General features: G+C 41.1%; 1 protein-coding gene. It reads left to right on the top strand.

The features are described from left to right. A partial coding sequence (locus ACNKXV_RS14500; protein ID WP_417908410.1) for a carotenoid biosynthesis protein occupies positions 1-287 on the top strand: 287 nt, incomplete at both ends.

The following is a 287-nucleotide window of genomic DNA, read 5'->3' as shown; positions in this document are numbered from 1 at the left end:
AAAAAGTAAGCTTTCCAAAGAGCTCATCGGCAAAATTATCCTAGTAGCACTTCATGTGGTTGGGGTAATTGGTCTTTCCTTACCTGAGTACCAAGAACTTTTTTTGATGCTTACTCCAGCCCACTTATTAACCACTATGGTATTGATGTTACTTTACCATAAAGGTTGGAATGATGCCTTTCCAATTTTCGCCGCCGCAGCATTTTGGATAGGATTTGGATCAGAGATTATTGGAATTCATACGGGCTACCTTTATGGGGATTACGTCTATGGACCCACTTTGGGAC

The sequence above is a fragment of the Christiangramia aquimixticola genome (genome assembly GCF_048285835.1).
Lineage (GTDB): Bacteria > Bacteroidota > Bacteroidia > Flavobacteriales > Flavobacteriaceae > Christiangramia > Christiangramia aquimixticola.
Note: the sequence above shows the minus strand (reverse complement) of the source record. Positions and strands in the feature narration are given on the sequence as shown.